At 70.5% G+C, this 16702-nt stretch carries 10 protein-coding genes; 5 read left to right on the top strand and 5 right to left on the bottom strand.

What is annotated here, in order from left to right:
- The first annotated feature begins 314 nt into the window (after window positions 1-314).
- From trhA to GAS53_RS22085, 4 genes are all read left to right on the top strand, one after another.
- Window positions 315-1028: a PAQR family membrane homeostasis protein TrhA gene (gene trhA, locus GAS53_RS22070; protein ID WP_151479391.1), complete on the top strand. Its 714-nt coding sequence runs from the start codon at window positions 315-317 to the stop codon at window positions 1026-1028.
- Between the two features lie 180 nt (window positions 1029-1208).
- Complete coding sequence (locus GAS53_RS22075; protein WP_151479392.1) at window positions 1209-2870, top strand: DHA2 family efflux MFS transporter permease subunit; 1662 nt, start codon at window positions 1209-1211, stop codon at window positions 2868-2870.
- A gap of 5 nt (window positions 2871-2875) precedes the next feature.
- Window positions 2876-3505 (top strand): TetR/AcrR family transcriptional regulator, encoded by a 630-nt coding sequence (locus GAS53_RS22080; protein ID WP_151479393.1) that lies wholly within the window; start codon window positions 2876-2878, stop codon window positions 3503-3505.
- Between the two features lie 66 nt (window positions 3506-3571).
- Complete coding sequence (locus GAS53_RS22085) at window positions 3572-4300, top strand: Mut7-C RNAse domain-containing protein (RefSeq protein WP_151479394.1); 729 nt, start codon at window positions 3572-3574, stop codon at window positions 4298-4300.
- Between the two features lie 43 nt (window positions 4301-4343).
- Here GAS53_RS22085 and GAS53_RS22090 read toward each other — a convergent pair whose 3' ends face one another.
- From GAS53_RS22090 to GAS53_RS22110, 5 genes are all read right to left on the bottom strand, one after another.
- A complete protein-coding gene (locus tag GAS53_RS22090) occupies window positions 4344-6797 on the bottom strand; it encodes a galactose oxidase early set domain-containing protein (protein WP_151479395.1) in 2454 nt (817 codons plus the stop codon).
- Complete coding sequence (locus tag GAS53_RS22095; protein ID WP_151479396.1) at window positions 6797-8080, bottom strand: glycosyltransferase; 1284 nt, start codon at window positions 8078-8080, stop codon at window positions 6797-6799. The genes GAS53_RS22090 and GAS53_RS22095 overlap by 1 nt, the downstream gene beginning before the upstream one ends.
- The gene (locus tag GAS53_RS22100; protein ID WP_151479397.1) at window positions 8077-9756 is read right to left on the bottom strand and encodes an ArnT family glycosyltransferase; all 1680 of its coding nucleotides are present in this window, start codon (window positions 9754-9756) and stop codon (window positions 8077-8079) included. Before GAS53_RS22100 ends, GAS53_RS22095 begins: the two co-directional genes overlap by 4 nt.
- Window positions 9753-11069 (bottom strand): glycosyltransferase, encoded by a 1317-nt coding sequence (locus tag GAS53_RS22105; protein WP_225859029.1) that lies wholly within the window; start codon window positions 11067-11069, stop codon window positions 9753-9755. Before GAS53_RS22105 ends, GAS53_RS22100 begins: the two co-directional genes overlap by 4 nt.
- Before the next feature lie 198 nt (window positions 11070-11267).
- Complete coding sequence (locus GAS53_RS22110; protein ID WP_151479398.1) at window positions 11268-13298, bottom strand: thioredoxin domain-containing protein; 2031 nt, start codon at window positions 13296-13298, stop codon at window positions 11268-11270.
- Between the two features lie 179 nt (window positions 13299-13477).
- Here GAS53_RS22110 and GAS53_RS22115 point away from each other — a divergent pair, with 179 nt between their 5' ends.
- Window positions 13478-16681 (top strand): AAA family ATPase, encoded by a 3204-nt coding sequence (locus GAS53_RS22115; protein ID WP_151479399.1) that lies wholly within the window; start codon window positions 13478-13480, stop codon window positions 16679-16681.
- The last annotated feature ends 21 nt before the right edge of the window (window positions 16682-16702 follow it).

A 16702-nucleotide genomic window follows, 5' to 3' on the forward strand; every position in this document is an offset into this window, starting at 1 on the left:
CCGTGGGGGCCGCGACCCGGATGCTTCACGTGACCAACCTCGTAACCGATCTTTCCGGCACGTATCGATCCGCCTGGCGCTCATCCGGTGCCGACCGCACTCATTTGATCATCCGACGGGTCCGCGCATATGTCCAGAGGGCCTCACACCTGAGCAGCGTGAGCATCACCACTTATTGCCAGCCATTTACACAGGGTCATTTCGCGCCCACCAACCTCCCGGCCTCCATCTGCCCGTGAGACCCTGGCCACTTGGCGACCTTCATACGGTCAGACTGATGTGTAACTTACGGTTCCGTAGGTACGATGGCCTTCATGACTGCGTCCGCCCCCGACGCGCCCTCGGACTCGCCGGCCGACAGCCGCGTCTCCGCCGCGCTCTCCCTGCCGCATGACGTCAAACCGAAGCTTCGTGGCTGGCTGCACGCCGGAATGTTCCCGGCCGTGCTCGTCTCCGGCCTCGTCCTGACCGCGCTCGCCGACTCGACCCGGGCCCGCATCGCCTGCGGGATCTTCGTCCTCACGGCCTGCCTGCTGTTCGGCGTCAGCGCGGTCTACCACCGGGGCACCTGGAGTCCGCGCATGGACGGTGTGCTGCGCAGACTCGACCACGCGAACATCTTCCTGATCATCGCGGGCACCTACACCCCGCTGACGATGCTGCTGCTGCCGGACGGCAAGGGACAGTGGCTGCTGTGGGGCATCTGGGGCGCGGCGGCCGCGGGCATCATCTTCCGCGTCTTCTGGATCGGCGCCCCGCGCTGGCTCTACACCCCGTGCTACATCGCGATGGGCTGGGCGGCCGTCTTCTTCCTGCCGGACTTCATGCGGGCGGGCGGCATCGCCGTCCTGGTCCTGGTGATCGTGGGCGGGCTCCTCTACAGCGCGGGCGGCGTGATCTACGGGATCAAGCGCCCGAACCCGTCACCGCGGTGGTTCGGCTTCCACGAGGTGTTCCACTCCTTCACGCTCGCGGCGTTCATCGCGCACTACATCGGCATCTCCATGGTGGCCTACCAGCACGGGTAGCCCTTCCGACCTGCCCCTTCAGTGGCCGTGGCTTTCGAGCCGCGGCCACTTTCGTGTGCCCGGACGGCCTCGCGCCCTCACCTCCTCACGCCCTCACGCCCTCACGCCCTCACGCCCTCACGCCCTCACGCCCTCACGAAGTATTGACAGCAACCATCTTTTGACAGCTACTCTCATTTCATGGCTACTGTCATTCAGCCCGTCGAGGCACAACTCGACCCGCGCCGCTGGTGGGCCCTCGGAGCCCTGGTCGCGAGCATGCTCGTGCTCGGCTTCGACATGACGATCCTCAATGTGGCGCTGCCGACGATGGCCGAGCAGTTGGAGGCGAGCACCGGCGAGCTCCAGTGGATCGTCGACTCCTACATCGTCGTGTTCGCGGCGCTGATGCTGCCCGCGGGACTGCTCGGCGACCGTTTCGGGCGGCGCAGGATGCTGATCGCGGGGCTCCTCGTGTTCCTCGTCGGCGCCCTGCTCGGCACCCTCGTCGGCACGCCCGCTCTCCTGATCGCCGCGCGGACCGTCATGGGCGTGGGCGCCGCGCTGGTGATTCCGCTGGGACTGTCCGTCCTGCCGTCGATGTTCGGGCCGCAGGAGCGTGGCAAGGCCGTCGCCGCCGTCACCGCCTCCATGGCCGCGGGTATGCCGCTCGGGCCGCTCGTCGGCGGGCTGCTTCTCGACCACTACTGGTGGGGCTCGATCTTCCTGATCAACATCCCGATGGTGGCCATCGGGATCGCCGCCTGCCTCTTCCTCCTGCCCGAGTCCCGCGACCCCGCGTCGCCCAGGGTCGACGTGCTGTCCACGGCCTTCAGCGCAGTGGGCCTCGGCGCGCTGGTCTTCGGCATCATCGAGGCGCCGGAGCGCGGCTGGGGCAGCCCGCTGGTCGTGGGATCGTTCACGGCGTCCGCGGTGCTGCTCGCCGCCCTTGTCGTACGGGAGCGGCGCGCCCCACGGCCCATGCTCGACCTGAAGCTGCTCTCGCACCGCGGCTTCCTGTTCAACAGCCTGGCCGCGACTCTCGGCACCTTCGTCTTCTCCGGGCTGCTGTTCATGCTGCCGACCTACCTTCAGGAGATCGGCGGCAACGACGCGTTCGGCACCGGCGTACGGCTGCTGCCCTTGATGGCGGGGTTGATGGTCTCCGCGAGGGCGAGCACGGCGCTGGTGCAGCGCCTGGGACCGCGCCCGGTGGTGACCGCGGGCCTGACGGTGCTGTGCTTCGCCGCGCTGCTGGGCGCGCGCACGGCGCCCGACAGCGGTTACGCGTTCACCGCGCTCTGGCTGACGATCGCGGGACTGGGCTTCGGCCTCGCGATGGTGCCCGCGATGGACGCGGCGCTCGGCGGGATCCCCGCGGACGAGGCCGGCAGCGGGTCCGGGCTGTTGATGACGCTGCGCCAGGTCGGCGGGGCGATCGGCATCGCGCTTCTCGGCAGCCTGCTCGCCGGCGCCTACGACGACCGGCTCGACACCACGGGCCTGCCCGCCCGGGCCGCCGAGGCGGCGCACGACTCGCTGACCGGCGCGCACCTGGTCGCCGAGCGGCTCGGCCTGCCGCGCCTTGCCGCCTCCGCGGACGCCGCGTACGTGGACGGGATGGGCACGGTCCTGGCGGTCTGCGGTATCGCGGCGCTGGTGGCCGCACTGCTGACGGCGGCGCTGCTGCCGAACGTACGGCCTGCCGGGTCTGCCGGGCCCGACGGAGAACGGCCCGTCGAGGCCGAGCCCGGTGATCGCCCGGCCCCGGACCCGGCACAAGAGGACCCGGCGGAACCGGGGGACCCGGCGGACCCGGCTGAGGCGGACGTGGCCCGCCACGGCACGCATGACCGACAATGAGCAGCATGACCACGGCACGTATCCCCGCCGCCCCGCAGGCCCGGCTGGGCCTGCGCGAGCGGAAGAAGCTCAAGACACGTACCGCGATCAGGAACGCCACCTATGCGCTGATCTCGGAGCAGGGGTACGACGCGACGACCGTCGAGCAGATCGCGGAGCGCGCGGAGGTCTCACCGAGCACCGTCTTCCGCTACTTCCCGACCAAGGAGGACATCGTCCTGACGGACGAGTACGACCCCCTGGTCGAGGATCTGCTGCGGGAACGCCCGGCGGAGGAGAGCCTGCTGGATTCGCTGCGGTTCGTGATCCGGCAGGGACTTCGCATGGCGGTCGCCGACGACCCGGACTTCGCGGAGCGCGAGATGAAGCTGCGCATCGGGCTGATGGCGAAGGTCCCGGCCGTGCGGTCCCGGGCGATGGAGAGCATGTCCGTCACGGGCCGCCTGATGTGCCGGGCGATGGCGGAGCGCACGGGGCGCGACGAGAACGACCTGGAGGTACGGGTCTACGCGATGGGACTGATGGGCGCACTCCTCGAAGCGTGCATCTACTGGGCCGAACGCGACTGCCAGGACGACCTGCTGGACCTGATCGACCGCACCCTCGCCACCTTCAAGGACCTCCCGAAGCGCTGAGCCGGGGGCACCGGGGCCGCCGAAAAGCACCGGCTCACCGCCCGGCGCGCATGTCATCCTGACCCGGTGAACGGACCGGAGATCCATGTCGAATTCGCTCCCGAGCTGGGAATGTTCGTCCCGCACAGGCGGCGTACGGGTGCCACCGCGGTCGCCGCCGACGGCGTCTCGACGCTCGGGCACGTCGTCGAGTCCCTCGGCGTACCGCTGACCGAGGTCGGCGCCCTCGTGGTGGACGGCCGGGAGGTACCGGTGTCGCACATCCCGGCGGCCGGCGAGTCCGTCGAGGTGCGGACCGTGGAACGCCCGCAGCGGGTGCCGGGCGCTCCGCTGCGGTTTCTGCTCGACGTTCATCTGGGCACGCTTGCCCGCCGGCTGCGGCTGCTCGGCGTGGACACGGCGTACGAGTCCACGGACATCGGCGACCCCGCGCTCGCCGCCCGCTCGGCGGCCGAGCGGCGTGTGATGCTCAGCCGTGATCGGGGGCTGTTGCGGCGGCGGGAGTTGTGGGCGGGTGCGTTCGTGTACAGCACGCGGCCCGATGAGCAGTTGCGGGATGTGCTGGGTCGGTTCGCGCCCGAGTTGAAGCCGTGGACTCGGTGCACTGCGTGCAACGGGCTGCTCAAGGAGGCCTCGAAGGAGGAGGTCGTTGATCAGCTTGAAGGGGGGACGCAGCGGTCGTACGACGTCTTCGCTCGGTGTGAGGAGTGTGGGCGGGCGTATTGGCGGGGCGCGCACCACGAACAGCTGGAAGCGATCGTGGTGCGCGCCCTGGGGGAGTTCGGTGGGTTGTGACGTGCTGGTCGATGAGGGCTGGTCGCGCAGTTCCCCGCGCCCCTTACGGGGCCCGGCCTACGTCACCCTTCCCACACGCCACCCCGTCCCTGTTGCGGTCCAAGCGCAACGGGTCGTCCTTGCCGTTGATCTTCAGGCGGCCGTAGTCGTTCGCCTTCAGCCAGGCGCAGCGGGAGGCGGTCGTCTTCTTGACCTCGTCGGGGAAGGTCGTCGGGACGCAGACGTTGGCGGTGCCGTAGTGGCGGTCGCAGCCGGAGATCGTGGGGCTGACCTTTGCCGAACGGCGCTTCTTGCCGGGCTCCTTGACGCTGCCGTCGAGGGAGTCCGCGAAGGCGTGGACGTGGGCCGAAGCCGTGTCCTCGGAGGCCGCGGCGAGGGCGGACGGGCCCTGGAGGTGGACCCACTCGGCCACCGACGGGACGCCGTTCGCGTCGACCGCGAAGAGCATGTACCAACCGGGCGGCGCGATGTTGGGGTTGCTCGTCACGTTCAGGTCGACGTTGTTGCCGTCCACGGACAGGGGCAGGTCGACGAAGCGCTGGTTCGGGTCGGACGAGTGCGTCACCGCCGCCGGGCGGATCAGTTCCGCCTTCGCGATGGGCCGGTCGACCGTGATGCGCTGCGTGTCTCCGTACACCCATTCCTTGTCGATCACCGAGGTGATGTCCGGGCGCTCGCCCTTCAGGAGATAGGGCGGGGTGTAGACGGAGACGTTGTGGTTCCAGGAGCCGTTGCCCGGGTTGTCGCCGGTCGCCATCACGCGGCCGTCCGGCAGCAGGAACGCGGACGAGTGGTAGCCGCGCGCCTCCGGGTCGGTGGCCACCGGGTCGAAGGTCTCCGTCGCCGGGTCGAAGATCGACGACTCGTAGACCGGGTTGGCGCGGTTGTGCAGGGCACCGCCGGTCTCCAGGACCTTCCCGTCGGGCAGCAGCACGGCGGAGACGTACATCTTGCCCTGGTTGCCGGTCTGCGGGACCTGGCCGTTGCCGAGGTCGACTGTGCCCTGTGGGAGCGGCGGGCCGGCGACGTACGTGGGGTTGGGCGCCTTGAGGTCGATGATGTCCGTCAGGCGGTTCGCGTCCGGGTTGGAGTCGATGTTGCCGCCGCCGATGGTGAGGACCTTCTGGTCCTGGGCCGGGGGCAGCAGCACGCTCGCCGACTGGTCGCGCTCATCCTTGTTCTGCAGCCCCGGCGTCTGGGTGATCGTGTTGGCGTCATAGTCGTAGATCGCCGAGCCCGTGCCGGGGATGTTGTTGCCGAAGGTGTGGCTGCCCGTGTAGAAGAGGCGGCCGTCCTGCATCAGGACCATCGTCGGGTACAGACCCCAGTACGACCAGGTCTGGTTGACCTGCCACGTCGGCAGCCACTTGTTCTCGGCGTCCGACCAGCGCTCGGCCGTCACGGATCCGGTCGAGTCCTCCTTCAGCCCGCCGAAGGAGATCACGTCACCGTTGCCGAGGATCGTGGCCGACGGGTACCAGTGGCCGTCGTTCATGTCGTTCGTCTTGCTGTACGTCTCGGTGACCGGGTCGAAGATGTACGAGTCCTTGTAGCCCTGGTAGCCGATCGTGCCGTCGGCGGACGGATAGCCCTTGTTGCCGCTCATGACGAGCACGCGCCCGTCGTCCAGCTGCACATGGCCGGCGCAGAACATGTCCTTCGGAGTGGGGATCTGCTTGTACGAGCCGTTCGCCGGGTCGTAGACAGCGCTCTCGAACTCGCCCGCCTCGAACCTCTCCGGATCGTTGCCGGAGCCCGCGATCAGCAGCACCTTGCCGTTGTTGAGGACGACGGAGTGCATGGAGCGGACCGGGTTCTGGGTGGGCAGCACGTCCCACTTGCCGTTGGCGCACTCCTCGGCCGTGCCGGTGCACACCGGGTCGGGGACCGGGTCGGCGACCTGGTCCATCGTGTAGTCGTCGGTGGTCGCGGAGCCGGTGCCGTAGACGGAGACGCCCCAGCTGATGCGGTCGGTGCCCGCCGGGACCTCGGGTGTACGGACCGTCGCCTCCGACCAACCCGCGCTGATCGGCAGGGTCTTGAGGTCGGTCCAGTACTGCCAGCCGGCGGTCGTGTCGTGCCGGAAGAGGGTGAGCGAGGTGTCCGGGGTCGTCGACTTGTACCAGAGCCCGAGGTCGTACTGCTTGCCGACGCTGACGACCGGCGCGCACTCGGCGGACTCGGTGATCAGCGCCTTGCGGTCGCCCTCGGTACGGCGGGTCAGCTCGACCTTCATGGCCTTGGAGCCGGAGTGGGCGTCGGCGACGGTCGAGAAGGTGAAGTCGTTGTCGCCCCAGCCGGACTTCTCCCAGCAGTACGGCATGTCGTCCGCGCCTCCTGGGCCCGCGGTCTCGAAACCGGGGTTCTTCACGAGGTTGGCGGCGGAGGCGGGCTGGGGGACGGTGAGGAGCAGTCCCGAGGTGAGGGCTCCCACGGCCAGCAGGGTCGTGCGGCGTCTGGGGCGGGCGGGTCTTCTGCGGGCGGGTCTTCTGAACATCAGCTGGTTCTCCTTGCTGTGCGGCTCCCTGCGTGACGGCCCGTCTCGGCGGCCGTCGTGTTTCCGGTGCGCTCTCCCTTCCGGGGGAGATAGACCAGGGCCTCCGTGCTCACGAAGCGCAGGACGAAGGTGGTCACCAGGGCGAGTGCGGTGGCGCCGAGCGCGGTCATGCCGAACCGGCCCACGAACAGCGCGATCAGTGGGATGCGCAGCACCAAGTCGGCGTTGGCGAGCAGCGCGAACCGGCCGGCGCGGTCCCACCAGTGCCGGTGCTGTCTTCGGTCCCGGAAGCAGAGGTGCTCGATGAGCAGGAAGTTCCAGGCGACGCCGAACTGGTTGGCGACGATCTCGGCCGGCAGGTAGTGCATTCCGGCGGCCGTCAGGGCCCAGAGCGCGGCGAGGTTCGGCAGGAAGCCGGTCGCCCCGATCAGCCCGAACACCACCATCCGCGCCACCGGTGACGCGGTGCGCAGCCCGGCGAGGTGCCGGAGGAACCGCATCCCCTCCTGCGCGGTCGACTTGGACTCGCCCGCGAACCGGTCCTGGAAGACGAACGGCACCTCGGTGACCTGGCGCGGGCGGGCGCGTACGGCCGTTTCGAGGAGGATCTTGTAGCCGAGCGGCTTCAGGACGTCCGCGGTGACCACGCTGCGGCGGATCGCGAAGAAGCCGCTCATCGGGTCGCTGATGCCACGCAGCCGGCGCGGGAACAGCGTCTTCGTGAGCCAAGTCGCGCCGCGCGAGACGGCGACGCGGTAGCCGCCCGCGAGTCCGGCACGGCTGCCGCCCTTGATGTAGCGGGAGGCGACGACGAGCCCGGCGTGGGTGCGCTCGCCTGCGGCCACCAACTCCGGTACCAGGGACGGCGGATGCTGGAGGTCGCCGTCCATGACGACGATCCAGTCGGAGGTGGCGGCCCGGATGCCCTCGACGACGGCCCCGCCGAGACCGCCGGCCGGAGTGTCTCGGTGCAGCACGGTCACCGGGTACGGGCAGCTCCGCGCGGCCTCGCGGATCACCTCCGGGGTGTCGTCGGTGGAGTCGTCGACGAACACGACCTCGCACGGCAGCCGCGCGGGCACCGACTCGGTGATCCGGTGCAGCAACTCCCGTATGTTCGCGGACTCGTTGAAGGTCGGCACGACGATGGTGACGGCGCCGGGCTCGGGGATCGCCCCCTTTTCGCGCTCGGTTCGCCTCCGGGGCGCTGCAGCCGGTGCACTCGCGGCGGCGCGAACCGCCGGTTCGCCCAGCTCTCCGGGGACTGTGGACTCGTACGTCATCGGTCGCCTCCGGCGGCCGTACCGGCCGTGCCCGTCGCGCTTGCCGTACTGCCCGTGATCTGCCGGATCTCGATCCGGTCCTCGCCCTTGCCGAAGGTGGCAACCGGCGTCGAATGCTCCATCGCCTGCTTGACGTTGGGCAGGTCGACCGCGTCGCGCCGCACCGTCGGGGAGGCGACGACGTAGTCGATGTCCTTCCAGCCGCGCGGCATCGTCTTGGTCACCGCGGGGTCGAGGTCCGCCTTGTAGAACCAGATGACGCCGAGTCCCGGCCGGTAGCCGGCGTGGACGAGGTCGAGCCAGAGCGCGTCGTCGACGAGGACACGGGTGTCCTCGGGGTTCTCGACCTCGGTGGCCAGCCACTTCGACGCGGCCCGGTAGGGGGCGTTGGCATCGGCGGTGACGGCGGTGCGGTCGCCGTCGTACCAGCGCGGCACGACGTACGCCGCCGAGGCCGCGACGAGCAGCGCCGCGACCGCGTACCGGGCCCGGGTGACGTACTCCTTCTCCTCGCCGTCACGCCATCTGCGCAGCACGCCGTGCGCGACGCTCGCGGCGCCTCCGGCGAGGACCAGCGCGAGGAACGGCAGGGCCTGGATGACGTACATCGCGGGCAGGTAGCCGTTCGGGCGCAGGGCGACCACCGCGAGGATGGCGACGGTGAACGCGGGTCCGGCGAGCGCCCGGGCGGTCACCGACCAGCGCCAGGTGATCAGGAGCAGGAGCGCGCCCGCGAGGCCGCCGAGGGGCAGCACGCGGTCGTAGTAGAGCCAGGACTGGAGGACGCCGTACGAGCCGGAGCCCTGGTCGAGGATGAAGCCGGAACCGGGCCTGGTCAGCTGGTACTCGAGACCGTCCCAGAGCGAGACGTGCCCGGCGCCCGGGAAGAACTCGCCCTTGAGCAGGGCGAAGAGGGGATACGACAGGCCGATCAGCACGCAGGCCGTGACGGCGCCGGTGATCGCGAACTTCCGGGTGTCCTTGTGGCTGTGCCGCCACATGGTGATCAGCACGGCGGGCAGTACGAAGATCATCGTCTCTTTGGTCAGGACGGCCGCCGCGGCGGCGATGCCCGCCCCGAAGTGGTGCCAGAGATGGCGGCTCGGCGAGGCGGCCAGGACGAACGCGACCAGCGTCCACATCACCGCGATGTTGTCGAGGAAGATCTCCCGCTGCAGGACCACCGACAGCGGCGAGAGCCCGAAGAGGAGCATGGCGAGCCCGGACGCCCAGCGGGGCAGCCAGAGGCGGCGGGCCAGGACATAGACGAGGATCGCGCTGATGGCGCTGACCAGCAGCATCACGATCCGCATCGAGCCGACCGTCATCGACTCGGGGCTGAGCGCGGCCGGTATCCAGGTGAGCAGGGCTATCTGGATCCAGCCGAGGGGCGGGTGGTCGTACCAGTACGTGTAGTGGGCGAGCCCCTCGCCCTGCTGCACGGCCCAGGCCTGGGCGAGGTAGGTGCCCTCGTCGTCACTGAGCGTCGGATAGTCCGCGATGTTCCAGCCTTGCACGGTCATGACAACCACAAGGAGTACGCCGCAGAGGATCAGGTCGGCGCGCGAAGTGCGCAGGCGGGAAGGGGTCGTTCGAGGAGTCGAACCGGTATGGGGAACAGGCGTCCGCTGCGCGGGGACCTTGGGGGTGGTCACCGCGGGAAGGGTGGAGGTCACGCAGGAACGTCCTCTCGGGACCCGCGGTTCGCTACGGCCGCGGCTTCGGTGGCTTCAGTGCCTTCGAGGGCCTCGACATCGGTGAGATGCGCGCCGACATGGCTGGTCAACTCCCAGTCGTTCTGGCCCCGTTGCTCACGCCACACGGCACGGACGGCCGCACCGGCGAGGAGCACCTGATAGAAGGGGCCACCGACGATGAGCTTGAGGTAGTGGACGAATCGGACGCGAAGCCCGTACTGCTTGCCGAAGTCGTGCAGCCCGACAAGCTCGAAGACGAAGGTGACGAACGCGGTGACGGCCGGCAGGAAGGTGATGAAGGCGATGCCGACCGGTACGTCGAGGAAGAGCGCGACGGCCACGTTGAGCGGGATGATCACGCCGGAGATCGCCTGGAGGTAGGGCGTCATCAGCGTGTAGCGGGCGAGGAGGCGCTGCCCGAAGCCCGGCAGCTGCTTCCAGTCCTTCTTCCGGTAGACCTGCAGGAAGCCCTGGTTCCACCGGGTGCGCTGCTTGAGCAGCGACATCAGGCTGCCGGGGGTCTCCTCCTTGGTCACCATGTCGGAGTCGTACGCGACGACGACCTTCTTGCCGATGCTGGAGAGCCGGACGCCCAGGTCGCAGTCCTCGGCGAGGCAGTTGGGGTCCCAGCCGTCGGCGGCCCTCAGGACGTCCGTGCGGACGAAGACGGTGTTGCCGCCGAGGGGGATGAACCCCTTCTGCGCGTGCAGGTGGAGGCGCGAGCGGAACCAGAAGAAGTACTCCAGGCAGTTGCGCAGGCTGTACCAGCTGGAGTGGAAGTTGATGAGCTGGACGCCGCCCTGGACGACGTCCGCGCCGGTGGAGCGGAAGGCGTGGTCGACGTGAGCGAGCAGCTCCGGGTGGACCTGGTCCTCGGCGTCGAAGACTCCGACGATGTCGCCGCGGCAGTGCGGCAGCGCCGTGTTCATGGCCTTCGGCTTGTTCTTCTTCTCGTGGGTGTCGACGACGACACGTACCCGCGGGTCGCGCTCGGCGGCCTCGCAGGCCACCTCGGTGGTCTCCGGGTCGTCGTGGCCGACGATCACGATGATCTCGAAGTCGGTGTGGCTGGATTCCAGCAGGCGCTGGATCGTGTGGTCGAGCACGGCCTGCTCGTGTCTCGCGGGCAGCAGCAGCGAGAACGACAGGTGCTCGCCCCCGTCCGGTCTGCTGAACCGGGTGGAGGCCAGCACCTCGGGCGTACGCCACGCGTGCATCTGCCACCACAGGGTGAAGGCCGCCATCCAGAAAAGGGCAAGCGAAACGGCAGCGATGAAGACAGATGTGAGCAACAGATCCCCCCAGATCCCCAAAACCCCCTGTCGCGACAGTGAGTCACTCCTGTCGCGTCCGATGGAGAGAATAAGGGGAAAGTGTGAAGTCTGGGAGCTGTTCTGATAAATAGAGTGTTTCGGAATGGTCGGTCGACTTGTGGGACGTATCCGAACACGTGCACACATTAAGCCCCATAGTGCAGGTGTTTCTGCTGCTCAGCGCCCCAGCGCCGCCCGGAGACGGTCGACATCGGTCGTCGGAGCGTCACATGTGAAATTACGGCAGACATACGCGGTCGGTTCACCGCTCACGAGTGGTCGGTCGGCGAGCAGGGGGAGTTCGTCGCTGCCGGGCGCGCCCGCGGCGACGACCGCGCCGGGTGCGGTGGCGAGGAGGGCGATGCGGTGGAGTTCCTTCGTCGCCGGGTCGTCGGCCGGTCCCACGACGGCCACCTCGCGCGGCCCGTCGAGCAGGGCCTCCGCGGTGGCAAGGCCCCAGCCGATGAAGCGCGGGGCGCGCGGGGCCAGTGCCTTGACGACGCCCAACGCCCGTTCCGCGGCGGTGCGGTGGGGCTCGGCGCCGGTCTGGGCCGCGTACGACAGCAGGGCGCCGGCGGCCGCGCTCCAGCCGGAGGGCGTGGCGTTGTCGGTCGGGTCCTGCGGGCGGCGGATGAGCTTCTCGGCGTCGGCTGCCGTGTCGTACAGCGTTCCTGACTCCTCGTCGGTGAACTGCACGAGGACGTGGTCGAGCAGGAACCCGGCGAATTCCAGCCAGACACCCTCGCCGGTCACCGAGGCGAGCGCGAGGAAGCCTTCCGCCACGTCGGCGTAGTCCTCCAACACGCCCGCGTTGGCGCCCACTTTGCCGTCCTTGCTGGTACGGGCGAGGCGGGCGTGCTCGTCCAGGTGGAGGCGTACGAGGAGGTCGGCGGCGGCGAGCGCGGCGTCGACCAGGTCGGGGCGGTCGAAGTACGCGCCGGTCTCGGCCAGGGCGGCGACGGCGAGACCGTTCCAGGCGGCGACGATCTTGTCGTCGCGGCCGGGGGCGGGACGGCGGTCGCGCGCGTCTAGGAGCCGCGCACGGATGGAGGCGATTTTGGCGGCGTCGAACACGCCTTCCCGCTGCGGGAGCTGGAGGACGGAGGCGCCCTCCTCGAAGGTGCCTTCCTCGGTCACTCCGAAGTGGTGGGCGGCGAGTTCGGCATCCTGCTCGCCGAGGACCTCCCGGAGCTGCTCGGGCGTCCAGACGTAGTACGCGCCCTCGACGTGCCTGCCCGTTCCGTCGTCGCTGTCGGCGTCGAGCGCCGAGGCGAACCCGCCCTCGTTCGTGCGGAGTTCGCGGACCATGAAGTCGGCGGTCTCCAGAGCGACGCGGCGGGCGAGGTCGGAGCCCGTGGTCCGCCACAGGTGCGCGTACACCCGGCACAGCAGGGCGTTGTCGTACAGCATCTTCTCGAAGTGGGGCACGACCCACTCGCGGTCGACGGAGTAGCGGGCGAAGCCGCCGCCGAGCTGGTCGTAGATGCCGCCGCGGGCCATCCGCTCGCAGGTGTCGGCGGCCATCTGCAGCGCGCCCTCGCCCCCGGTGCGGGCGTGATGCCGCAGCAGGAACTCGACGACCATGGACGGCGGGAACTTGGGCGCCCCGCCGAAGCCGCCGTGCGTGGAGTCGTAGTCCCGGGTGAGCCCGAGCAGCGCCTGTGCGAGCTCCTCCTCGCCGGGCGCCTGCGTGGCGCCGAAACCGATCTCCCGGCCCGCGAGGTCCCGCACGATCTTCCCGGCGACCTCGGCAACCTCGTCCCGCCGGTCGGTCCACGCGCTGTGCACGCCCTCGAGGACCTGCCGGAACGAGGGGCTCCCGTGCCGGGGCGCGGGCGGGAAGTAGGTGCCGAAGTAGAAGGGTTCGGCGTCGGGCGTGAGGAAGACGGTCATGGGCCAGCCGCCCTGCCCGGTCGCCGCCTGCACGGCCTCCATGTAGACGGCGTCGACGTCGGGCCGCTCCTCCCGGTCGACCTTGACGCTCACGTAGTGCGCGTTGAGGTAGTCGGCGGTCTCCTGGTCCTCGAAGGACTCGTGCGCCATGACGTGACACCAGTGGCAGCTGCTGTAGCCGACGCTCAGCAGGACCGGTTTGTTGCTCTTGCGCGCCTCCTCGAAGGCCTCGGTCGACCAGGGCCACCAGTCGACGGGGTTGTCGGCGTGCTGGAGGAGGTAGGGGGAGGTCTCATGGGCCAGTCGGTTCGGCATGGGATCCATCCTGCCGCAGTACCGGGGAGGCGGTGCGGATCACTGGTGCGTGCCGGGGGTAGGTGATGGGTCCGACCCATTCCGGTTGAGCGTGGACATGCCAGAGTTTCTCTCGCCTTCCCCGCTCATCCGCAGGACACTTGACCAAGAAAGCCGTTGCCGGCGGAGGGGGACGCGATATGCGGGACAGCCATCGGGCGGAGGCCGAACGGCTGTTGGCCCGGGCCGTGGAGGAAGAGGTCCGGCGCTCAGGCGGGCGGGCCGACGGGAGCGTACTGCTTTCACGGGCGCGGGCCGCCCTCGACGCCATGGCACAGACGGCCGCCGAGGAGTACGAGGCGTACACCAAGGCCCTGGACGAGGCGGAGGCGGGCCGACTGACCTGGGGGCAGCGGTACGCCCGTGAGGGTGCCGGAACTCCTCTGCTGGTGGCGGCCGTTGCCGCCGTCGCGGCCTGTGTCGCGGACCTGGCGCTCGGCACCGGCGCGGGCACGGCGGTGGGCGCCGGCGCGGTCGTCGGCGTCGCGGGCGCCGCGACCACGGTGGCGAAGGTGACGGCCTCGCATCTGCCGGCCGCGAGCCGCCGGGCGGGAGCCCTGGGCCAGCCCGGCGGCCCGGAGCAGCTGCGCCTGGCGTGGCTGACCGCCCTGGAGGTCCGCGGCATCCGCCCGTTCTTCGACCAGCAGCGCGTACTCAGCGCGTCCACCGGCGCGAAGAAGGGGGCGCCCCAGCTGCGGCGTACGGACAAGAGCGCGGCGGCCCGCAGGCGAAGTGTCCTGGAGCAGTCCTTCGGTCAACTCCCTGAGCCGATGGGTCCGTTCGCGGGCCGCCGGCAGGAGGTGCTGCGGATCGCGCAGTGGGTGCACGCGGCCCGCGCGAGCACGGAGACCAAGCCGACGGTGGTTGTCCTGCACGGCGCGCCGGGCTCCGGCCGCAGCACGCTCGCCATCCACGCGGCACACGAGCTGAAGGACCAGTTCCGTGGCGCGTGCGTCGTGGACCTGCGCGGCGACAGCCCCGAGGAGTCGCCGCTGAACACCCGCGACGCGCTGCTGCACCTGCTCAACCGGCTGGGCGCACCCCGCGAGCAGCTCCTCTTCCGCGAGCGCTCCTCGCCGGATCAGCAGGTCAGGCGGCTCGCCGAGCTCTACCACCAGCATCTGACCGGCCTCCCGGTGACGATCGTCCTGGACGACGCGAGCGATGTGGAGCAGGTACGGACCCTCGTGCCCGAGCGCTCCGACAGCCTGGTCGTGGTCACCGCCCGCAAACCCCTCGACCTGCCCGCCGACCTCCCCGCCTGGGTGCACCAGCTCCCGGTCGAGCCGCTGACCGCACCGGGCGCCGAGGAGCTCCTGAAGGCGGCGGCGCAGGACGCCTCGGGCCCGTACGACGCCGAATCCTGCGACGAGGTACGGGAGTTGTGCGGCGGCCTGCCTCTCGCGCTGCGCATCGCGGGCTCGTCCCTCGGCCCGCGTACGCACCGCCAGCTGGCCGTCGACCTGGCGGCGTACGGCCCGGTCGAGCCGGTCGAACGGGTGCTGTGGCTGCGCTACACCGACCAGTCGGACACGGCCCGCCGGCTGCTGCGCCGGCTCGCTCTTGCGGGCCGCGCCTCGCTCGGGGCGGCCGCGGCGGCCGCCCTGCTCGCGACGGACGAGCCGGAGGCGACCCGTCACCTGGAGGCCCTCTCGCGCGCGGGCCTGATCGACCACGTACGCGGCAGCCGCTACCGCCTGCACGACCTCGTACGGGCCTTCGCGCAGGCCCGCCTGCTCGACGAGGAGGAACCGGCCGAGCGCACGGCCGCGCAGGAACGGCTCATCGTGAACTACGGCGAGCTGGCCGACTCGGTGATCCGCCTGGTCGACGGCAAGACGTCCACGCGCGCCGACCAGTTCGGCCCGCACGGCTTCACCTCGCTGGACGCGGCCCTGCGCTGGCTGGACGACGAGTCGAGCTTCATCACGGCGGCCCTGCGGCACGCGGAGGGCGTGAACCAGGCGGCGGTGCTCAACCTCCTGGGCGCGCTGTGCGACTACTGCCTGCTGCGCGGCGACCTCTACCGCCTGGGCGAGATCAGCGAGCTGACCCAGGCCGTCGACCAGGGGCTGCTCGTGCGCTCGGTCCAGTGGCGCACGGGCATCGCGGCCCGCCAGCTCGGCGAGCTCGACAAGGCGCGTACGCAACTCGCCTCGGTGGTCGACCTCTACTTCGAGGCCCACCACGACGCGGGCGCGGCACGCGCACTCTGCTCCCTCGGGATCACGCTGCACCACCAGGGCAATCTCACGGAGGCGGCGGCGAAGCTCCAGGAGGCCATGGACCTCCAGGCCTCCCCCGAGCTCGCGGCGGACCGCGCCTGGACGATGCACGCGCTGGCGGCGGTCGAGCGGGACCGGGCCAGGCTGCGCGCGGCCCTGGACCTCCTCACCGAGGCCCTGGTCCTGCACCGCGCGGGCGAGTCCGTGCACGGCGAGGCCTGGGCCCACTTCCAGCTCGGCCAGCTGGGCCTGCGTATGGGCGACGTATCGCGCGCCGAGTCCGAACTCCGGGAGGCCCTCGACCTGTACGGCCGCACCCGCGACCCCCGCGGCGAGGCCTGGGCGCTGACCCAGCTGGCCCGGGCCCGGCTGGTCGACGGCGACCCGTCCTCCGCCGTGGACGGCCTGCGCCAGGCGGCCTCCCGCCACCGCGACAACGAGGACATGCGGGGCGAGGCCTGGACGGTCTACTACCTGGGCCAGGCCCTGGAGGAGACGGGCAACCTCGACCAGGCGGTCCGTGAGCTGGAGCGGTCGCGGACGATGTTCTCCCGGATCCGCGACGTGTACGGGCTGGCGTGCGCCCGCCACCACTCGGCCCGGGTGACCCGCGACCAGCGGGCCGCGCAGACCGGCTCACTGCGGAACTCGGGCTTCGCCCGGCAGCTCCTGGTGGACGCGCGGGCCGACTTCCAGCGGATCGGCGTCGCCCACGGCGAGGCCTGGACCTGCCTGGAACTGGTGGTGGTGGACGCCGGCAACGCCCGTACGCAGTCGGCGCTCACCCTGTGCGACGAGGCCGCGTCGCTCTTCGCCTCGTACGGCGACCGCCGCGGCGAGGACTGGGCCCGTTTCCTGCGCTGCACGCTGCTTCCGTACGCCTCCCCCGGCGGCACCGAGGTCGGCACGGCCGTCGCCCAGGAGGAGCTGACCCAGCTCTCCCGCACCGGCCATCCGGCCCGCGACGGAAAGCTGGACGACTACATCGAGGCGTACCAGCTGCTGCTGGAACGGGGAGCCGACCTGGACGCCGGCTGGCAGGCCTGGCGACTGGGCATGGTGCCGAACCGGCATGCCCGGGAGGTCATGGGGGTGGCGGTTTCGGCTCGGCGGGCGTGAGCGCTCCGCTGGACGTGCCGC

This window comes from Streptomyces albicerus (assembly GCF_008905045.1).
Lineage (GTDB): Bacteria > Actinomycetota > Actinomycetes > Streptomycetales > Streptomycetaceae > Streptomyces > Streptomyces albicerus.